Source organism: Halochromatium sp. (assembly GCF_054919635.1).
The window spans coordinates 1-6,704 of the sequence record NZ_JBUDPI010000211.1 but is presented as its reverse complement, the minus strand read 5'-3'; the positions used below and the strand labels follow the sequence as shown (position 1 = coordinate 6,704).

Genomic DNA, 6,704 nt, shown 5'->3' with positions numbered 1-6,704 from the left:
CAGTCGTCACCACGCGACCCGCCGATGATAGCGAAGCAGAATGGGCGATGGTCGGGACCACGCGCGCATTGCTGAACAATATGGTGAAAGGCGTCAGCAGCGGCTTTGAGCGCAAGCTCAGCTTAGTCGGCGTCGGTTATCGTGCCCAGGCGAAAGGCAAGGTGCTGAATCTCGCGCTGGGCTTCTCGCATCCCATCGACTTTCCGGTCCCAGACGGCATCGAGATCGAGACCCCATCGCCGACCGAGATCGTTGTGCGCGGGATCGATAAGCAGCAGGTCGGTCAGGTTGCCGCGGTGATTCGTGGGTTCCGGCCGCCGGAGCCATACAAGGGCAAGGGCGTTCGGTACGCGGACGAGCAGGTCCTGCGTAAAGAAGCCAAGAAGAAATAGGTGATGCGGATGGATAAGAAACATGCTCGGCTCCGGCGCGCGACCCGTGCCCGAGCCAAGATTCGCGAGCTCGGTGGCTATCGGCTCTGTGTGTTCCGGACACCGCGTCACATCTACGCCCAGGTCATCGCCGGTACGGGCGATCGCGTGATCGCGAGCGCATCAACGGTCGAGAAGGAGCTGAAGGCGGCTTGCGAGGGGCATACCGGGAATATCGAGGCCGCGGCCAAGATCGGTCACGCAATCGCCGAGCGAGCCCGCTCTGCCGGCGTCGAGCAGGTGAGCTTCGATCGCTCTGGGTTCAAATATCACGGCCGTGTCAAGGCGCTGGCCGATTCCGCGCGCGAGCACGGGCTTCAGTTCTGAGGAGACGCAGATGTCGAATTACAACCCAAAGCCCGAAGGCGACGAGCTGCTCGAGAAGCTGATCTCGGTAAACCGGGTGGCGAAGGTCGTCAAGGGTGGCCGCGTGTTTGGCTTCGGTGCGCTGACCGTTGTCGGAGATGGCAAAGGCCGGGTCGGCTACGGCACGGGTAAGGCGCGAGAGGTGCCGGTGGCGATCCAGAAGGCGATGGAGAGCGCGCGCAAGAACATGGTCGATATCCGGCTCAAGGGCACGACCCTGCAGTATCCGGTCAATGGCCGTCATGGCGCCGCCCACGTTTACATGCAGCCAGCCTCCGAGGGTACCGGCATCATCGCCGGCGGCGCGATGCGCGCGGTGTTCGAGGTGGTGGGCGTCCAGGACGTGCTCGCCAAGTGCATCGGCACCAATAACGCCATCAACGTGGTGCAGGCGACGATCAACGGCCTCTCTGGCATGGCCGACGCTGAGATGGTTGCTGCGAAGCGCGGCAAGACCGTCGACGAGATCCTAGGTTAGGAGCGAGCTAATGGCGGAGAACAGGCTGAAGGTTCAGCTCGTGCGCAGCATGCACGGGCGTTTGAAGACGCACCAGGATTGTGTCCGCGGCCTCGGCTTGCGGCGCATGCACCAGATCGTCGAGGTCGAAGACACTCCGGCGACCCGCGGCATGGTGAACAAGGTGCACTACATGGTCCGCGTGTTGGAGGACGGTTGAGATGCGTCTGAATAGTCTTTCGCCCGATACGGGCAGCCGGCCGAGCGCAAAGCGTGTCGGTCGTGGCATCGGCAGTGGTCTCGGCAAGACCTGCGGACGTGGTCATAAGGGTCAGAAGTCGCGTACTGGCGGCTTCCATAAGACCGGCTTCGAGGGCGGCCAGATGCCGCTTCAGCGGCGTCTTCCCAAGGTCGGCTTTCGCTCGCGCAAGGCCGCGCGCAAGGATGAGATTCGACTCAGTGAGCTGAAGCGATTGGAAGGAACCGAGGTCGACCTGGCAAGCCTGCGTGCCGCGGGCCTGATCAATGGTTCCGTGGCATCGGCCAAGTTGATCAAGTCGGGCGAGGTTGATCGCGCTTATCAGGTCAGGGGGCTGCGGGTGACAGCAGGCGCGCGTGCTGCAATCGAAGCAGCCGGTGGATCGGTCGCAGAGTCTGATAGCTAACCCAGCGCAAGCGTAACAGGGGCGGTAAGATGGCGAAGAATACGGCATCGATGATGCAGTCGCTCGGCGGCATGGGCCGACTGACCGAGCTGCGGCAGCGCTTGTTGTTCGTGCTGGGCGCGCTGCTCGTCTATCGCATCGGTACCTTCATTCCGGTTCCCGGGGTCAATCCCCAGGCACTCGCCGTGCTTTTCGACCAAAACCAGGGCTCAATCCTGGATATGTTCAACATGTTCTCAGGCGGAGCGCTGGAGCGTGCGAGCATCTTGGCGCTGGGCATCATGCCGTACATCTCAGCCAGCATCATCATGCAGCTGATGTCGGCGGTGATCCCTCAGCTTGAGCAGCTCAAGAAAGAGGGCGAGGCCGGCCGGCGCAAGATCACCCAGTACACCCGATACGGTACGGTAGTTCTGGCCACCTTCCAGGCGATCGGCATCTCGATCGCGCTGCAGGGCCAGACCGCGGGGGGCTCGGCGTTGGTGGTGCAGCAAGGCTTTGGCTTCGTCTTCACGGCCGCTGTGTCCTTGGTCACCGGAACCATGTTCCTGATGTGGCTCGGCGAGCAGATCACCGAGCGCGGCATTGGCAACGGCATCTCGCTGATCATCTTTGCCGGTATCGTCGCTGGTCTGCCGGCCGCCGTTGGCGGAACCCTGGAGCTGGTGCGCACCGGTGAGATGAACGCGTTGGCGGTGCTGGTGCTGTTCGCCTTGGCGTTGGCGGTGACCGCTTTCGTGGTCTTTGTCGAGCGGGGGCAGCGGCGGATCACCGTCAACTATGCCCGTCGCCAGCAGGGGCGGCGGATGTTGGCCGCGCAAAGTACGCACTTGCCGTTGAAGCTGAACATGGCAGGTGTGATTCCGCCCATCTTCGCCTCGAGCATCATCCTGTTCCCAGGGACGCTCGGACAGTGGTTTGGACAGTCCGAGAACATGCGTTGGCTGGCCGATCTGACCGCTAAGCTGTCGCCCGGTGAGCCGGTCTATGTGATTTTCTATGCGACCGCGATCATCTTTTTCTGTTTCTTCTACACGGCCCTGGTCTTCAATGCCAAGGATACCGCGGACAACCTAAAGCGCTCGGGCGCGTTCATCCCTGGGATTCGCCCCGGTGAGCAGACCGCTCGCTACATCGACTCAGTGATGACACGCCTGACGGCTGCCGGTGCGCTATACATTACCGCCGTCTGCCTGCTGCCCGAGTTCTTGATCGTCGGTTGGAATGTGCCGTTCTATTTCGGCGGCACATCGTTGCTGATCGTCGTGGTCGTCGTGATGGACTTTATGGCTCAGGTGCAGGCGCATCTGATGTCGCATCAATATGAAGGTCTGATGAAAAAGGCCAACCTGAAGGCGCCTGGCGCAGGCCTGACGCGGTAGCTGAGGGTCGTACCGGAGGCGGCGCCTATCGCTCAACCGGTTACTAGCGGCGGCAGCGCGATGCGCATCCCGCGCGCGACCGAGATCGCTAGCATCGACACGAAAACGGAGAACATCATGAAGGTAAGAGCCTCAGTCAAAAAGATCTGCCGTCACTGCAAGACGATTCGTCGCAATGGCACGATCCGAGTGATCTGCAAGGACCCGCGCCACAAACAGCGTCAGGGTTAGTAACACGGCGCCCTGCTGCCGCTTTCATCTTGAGGTGCAGGGTGCTACACTACGCTGTTTACACTTTTTCTCTATAAGAACCGAACGCTTAGGAGCGCAACGCGCATGGCTCGAATCGCCGGAGTCAATATCCCAGACCGCAAACATGCGGTCATCGCCTTGACATCGATCTACGGGATCGGGCGGACTCGGGCGGCCGCGATCTGCGAGGCCGCACAGGTGCCGACCACGGCTCCCATCCGGACGCTAACCGAGGAGGAGGTCGACCGCCTGCGTGCCGAGGTTGGCAAGTTCACGGTCGAAGGCGATCTCCGGCGTGAGGTGTCGATGAATATCAAGCGCTTGATGGACCTTGGCTGCAATCGCGGGATTCGACATCGCCGCGGCCTCCCACTGCGCGGCCAGCGCACGCGCACCAATGCGCGGACGCGGAAAGGACCGCGGCGCCCGGTTCGTCGTTAAACCCGTTTAGGGCTCTGTCCGACTGGCTCGGGATCGCGCCAGCGGCAGGGATTGCCTTTTTCGCTCGGAGACAGATTACAGTGGCTAAGCAGCTGCGCACGCGCAAGAAAGTTAAGAAGCAGGTGGCGGACGGGGTGGCCCACATCCACGCCTCGTTCAATAACACCATCATTACGATCACCGATCGGCAGGGCAACGCTCTGACCTGGGCGACCTCTGGGGGCTCTGGCTTCCGCGGATCGCGTAAGAGTACACCCTTTGCGGCGCAGGTTGCGGCGACACGGGCCGGTCAGGCTGCGAAGGAGTTTGGCGTCGTCAATCTCGATGTGCATGTCAAGGGGCCGGGTCCCGGGCGCGAATCCGCGGTGCGGGCGCTGAACAATGCCGGATTCAAGGTCGCGAGCATCACTGACGTGACGCCGATCCCACACAATGGTTGCCGACCGCCGAAGAAGCGGCGCGTCTAACGGGGCAGAGAACATGGCGAGATACATTGGTCCCACCTGCAAGCTCGCACGTCGTGAGGGCGTCGATCTTGGGCTCAAGAGCAGGGCGCGTGCGCTCGAGACCAAGTGCAATCTGGAGAAGCAGCCGGGACAGGCCGCAGATCGTCGGCGACGGCTCTCCGATTATGGTCTTCAGTTGCGTGAGAAGCAGAAGGTCCGTCGCACCTATGGTGTGATGGAGAAGCAATTTCGCAACTACTATGCCGAGGCTGCACGCCGTAAGGGTGCAACCGGTGAAAACCTGCTGCAGTTGCTCGAGCGTCGACTCGACAACGTCGTCTACCGGATGGGCTTTGGTGCAACCCGAGCCGAGGCGCGGCAGCTGATCGGGCACAAGGGCGTGCTGGTGAACGGCAAGGTCGTCTCCATCCCGTCCTATCAGGTCGCCGTCGAGGACGAGATCGAGGTTCGCGAAAAGGCGAAGAAGCAGGTGCGGGTGCAGAACGCACTGGCGCTCGCCGAGGCGAACGGCTTCGCTGAATGGATCGAGGTTGACAGCAAGTCAGCGAAAGGGGTCTTCAAGCGAGTCCCGGATCGGGTTGATCTGCCCTCCGACATCAATGAGTCACTCATTGTCGAGTTGTACTCCAAGTAACGCCGCCGAGGGAGATTTCTATGTCAGACGTCGCAGGTGGCTTTCTCAAGCCACGCATCGTCAAGGTCGACCCCGTCGCCGGTAGCCCGAATCGTGCCAAGGTCTCTCTCGAGCCGTTTGAGCGCGGGTTCGGCCATACGCTCGGCAATGCGCTTCGGCGCATCCTGCTGTCCTCGATGGACGGCTTCGCTGTTACTGAGGTCGAGATCCAGGGCATCCTGCACGAGTACACGACCATCGAAGGCGTGCAGCAGGATGTGCTCGAGATCCTACTCAACCTGAAGCAGCTGGCGATTCGGCTTCACGGGCGTGACGAGGCAACCTACACCCTGAGTAAGGTGGGTCCTGGTGCCGTCACCGCTGGCGATATCAGCGTTGACCATACCGCTGAGATCGCCAATCCGGACCTGGTGATTGCCAACCTGACCGGCAAGAGCGAGCTGAGTATGTCGCTGACGGTCCGCCGCGGCCGCGGCTATGAGCCGGCGAGTGCGCGCGAGGCCAGCGGTAGCGAGGAGCGACCCATCGGCAAGCTGCCGCTCGACGCGACCTTCAGCCCAGTGCTGCGCGTGGCGATCGATGTCGAGGCAGCCCGTGTCGAGCAGCGGACCGATCTTGATCGGCTCGTGATCGACATCGAGACCGACGGAACGCTGGATGCGAAAGATGCAGTACAGCGCGCGGCGAGCATCCTGCGCGACCAGCTTGGAAGCTTTGTCGATCTGGATCAGTCTGGTCCGAGCGACGGCCTGAGTGAGGTCCGTCCGAGCGAGCCGGCTTACGATCCGATCCTGGTGCGACCGGTCGACGAGCTTGAGCTGACGGTGCGCTCCGCAAATTGCCTGAAGGCCGAGAACATCTATCTGATCGGTGACCTGATCCAGCGCACCGAGGTTGAGCTGCTGAAGACGCCCAATCTTGGCAAGAAGTCGCTCACCGAGATCAAGGATGTGCTGGCAACGCGTGGCTTGTCGCTCGGGATGCGTCTCGAGAATTGGCCGCCTGAAAACATCGAAGAATTGATGGTCAAATAGCGACCGGCCTAAGCCTGAGCCCAAGTCTGAACGGGCCAAGCGCGACCGGAGCCGTACCGATCGGAACAGTACAATGCGACACCAAAAAGCTGGAAGAAAACTGAATCGAAATAGCGCTCATCGTGAGGCAATGTTTCGTAATATGGCGGGCTCGCTGTTCCGGCACGAGCTGATCAAGACCACGCTGCCGAAGGCCAAAGAGCTGCGGCGCGTCGCCGAGCCTTTGATCACCTTAGCAAAGGAAGATTCGGTGCATCATCGGCGTCTGGCCTTTGCTCGACTGCGTGATAAGGAGGCAGTCGGCAAGTTGTTCCTCGAGCTTGGTCCGCGGTATAGCGAGCGTCCCGGCGGCTACCTGCGTATCCTTAAGTGCGGCTTTCGCGCTGGGGATGCGGCACCGATGGCCTATGTCGAGCTGGTTGACCGTCCTGCTGATGAGCTGATGGTCGAGGACGACGAGGATTGAGGCGTTGCAAGGGTGGCAGGGTCTGTTTCCGCCTCATGGATGCGAGTTCGGCCGGGCTTGACCCGGCCGTTCGCGGTTTGGCGGTCTGCTCATGGCCGATCCCCGGGCA

Annotated in this window: 12 protein-coding genes; all 12 read left to right on the top strand. The window is 61.6% G+C overall.

Going from position 1 to position 6,704, the window contains the following annotated elements; all coding sequences use genetic code 11:
• A partial coding sequence (gene rplF, locus ACY693_RS12750) for a 50S ribosomal protein L6 (protein ID WP_462322204.1) occupies positions 1-392 on the top strand: 392 nt, incomplete at its 5' end.
• Positions 393-401: 9 nt separating this feature from the next.
• Entirely contained in the window at positions 402-758 is a 357-nt protein-coding gene (gene rplR, locus ACY693_RS12745) for a 50S ribosomal protein L18 (protein WP_462322203.1), read from the top strand.
• A 10-nt stretch (positions 759-768) separates the two neighbouring features.
• Positions 769-1,275 carry a 30S ribosomal protein S5 gene (rpsE, locus tag ACY693_RS12740; protein ID WP_462322202.1) on the top strand — a complete coding sequence of 169 codons (507 nt, stop codon included), beginning with the start codon at positions 769-771 and terminating at the stop codon, positions 1,273-1,275.
• A 10-nt stretch (positions 1,276-1,285) separates the two neighbouring features.
• The gene (gene rpmD, locus ACY693_RS12735) at positions 1,286-1,474 is read left to right on the top strand and encodes a 50S ribosomal protein L30 (protein WP_410757584.1); all 189 of its coding nucleotides are present in this window, start codon (positions 1,286-1,288) and stop codon (positions 1,472-1,474) included.
• A gap of 1 nt (position 1,475) precedes the next feature.
• The gene (gene rplO / locus ACY693_RS12730; protein WP_462322201.1) at positions 1,476-1,919 is read left to right on the top strand and encodes a 50S ribosomal protein L15; all 444 of its coding nucleotides are present in this window, start codon (positions 1,476-1,478) and stop codon (positions 1,917-1,919) included.
• A gap of 29 nt (positions 1,920-1,948) precedes the next feature.
• The gene (gene secY, locus ACY693_RS12725) at positions 1,949-3,301 is read left to right on the top strand and encodes a preprotein translocase subunit SecY (protein WP_462322200.1); all 1,353 of its coding nucleotides are present in this window, start codon (positions 1,949-1,951) and stop codon (positions 3,299-3,301) included.
• A gap of 117 nt (positions 3,302-3,418) precedes the next feature.
• Positions 3,419-3,532 carry a 50S ribosomal protein L36 gene (gene rpmJ, locus ACY693_RS12720; protein WP_200344028.1) on the top strand — a complete coding sequence of 38 codons (114 nt, stop codon included), beginning with the start codon at positions 3,419-3,421 and terminating at the stop codon, positions 3,530-3,532.
• A gap of 105 nt (positions 3,533-3,637) precedes the next feature.
• Positions 3,638-3,994, top strand: coding sequence for a 30S ribosomal protein S13 (gene rpsM / locus ACY693_RS12715; protein WP_462322199.1), 357 nt, complete (start codon positions 3,638-3,640; stop codon positions 3,992-3,994).
• Between the two features lie 80 nt (positions 3,995-4,074).
• A complete protein-coding gene (rpsK, locus tag ACY693_RS12710) occupies positions 4,075-4,461 on the top strand; it encodes a 30S ribosomal protein S11 (protein ID WP_200240865.1) in 387 nt (128 codons plus the stop codon).
• Between the two features lie 13 nt (positions 4,462-4,474).
• Positions 4,475-5,095 (top strand): 30S ribosomal protein S4, encoded by a 621-nt coding sequence (gene rpsD, locus ACY693_RS12705; RefSeq protein WP_462322198.1) that lies wholly within the window; start codon positions 4,475-4,477, stop codon positions 5,093-5,095.
• Positions 5,096-5,115: 20 nt separating this feature from the next.
• The gene (locus tag ACY693_RS12700) at positions 5,116-6,129 is read left to right on the top strand and encodes a DNA-directed RNA polymerase subunit alpha (RefSeq protein ID WP_462322197.1); all 1,014 of its coding nucleotides are present in this window, start codon (positions 5,116-5,118) and stop codon (positions 6,127-6,129) included.
• Positions 6,130-6,202: 73 nt separating this feature from the next.
• Entirely contained in the window at positions 6,203-6,595 is a 393-nt protein-coding gene (gene rplQ, locus ACY693_RS12695; RefSeq protein ID WP_462322196.1) for a 50S ribosomal protein L17, read from the top strand.
• Positions 6,596-6,704: the final 109 nt, after the last annotated feature.

Bases quoted from the DNA above. Each gene is read 5' to 3' on its own strand.
- rplR (WP_462322203.1), top strand. From the start codon at position 402: ATGGATAAGAAACATGCTCGGCTCCGGCGCGCGACCCGTGCCCGAGCC.
- rpsE (WP_462322202.1), top strand. From the start codon at position 769: ATGTCGAATTACAACCCAAAGCCCGAAGGCGACGAGCTGCTCGAGAAG.
- rpmD (WP_410757584.1), top strand. From the start codon at position 1,286: ATGGCGGAGAACAGGCTGAAGGTTCAGCTCGTGCGCAGCATGCACGGG.
- rplO (WP_462322201.1), top strand. From the start codon at position 1,476: ATGCGTCTGAATAGTCTTTCGCCCGATACGGGCAGCCGGCCGAGCGCA.
- secY (WP_462322200.1), top strand. From the start codon at position 1,949: ATGGCGAAGAATACGGCATCGATGATGCAGTCGCTCGGCGGCATGGGC.
- rpmJ (WP_200344028.1), top strand. From the start codon at position 3,419: ATGAAGGTAAGAGCCTCAGTCAAAAAGATCTGCCGTCACTGCAAGACG.
- rpsM (WP_462322199.1), top strand. From the start codon at position 3,638: ATGGCTCGAATCGCCGGAGTCAATATCCCAGACCGCAAACATGCGGTC.
- rpsD (WP_462322198.1), top strand. From the start codon at position 4,475: ATGGCGAGATACATTGGTCCCACCTGCAAGCTCGCACGTCGTGAGGGC.
- ACY693_RS12700 (WP_462322197.1), top strand. From the start codon at position 5,116: ATGTCAGACGTCGCAGGTGGCTTTCTCAAGCCACGCATCGTCAAGGTC.
- rplQ (WP_462322196.1), top strand. From the start codon at position 6,203: ATGCGACACCAAAAAGCTGGAAGAAAACTGAATCGAAATAGCGCTCAT.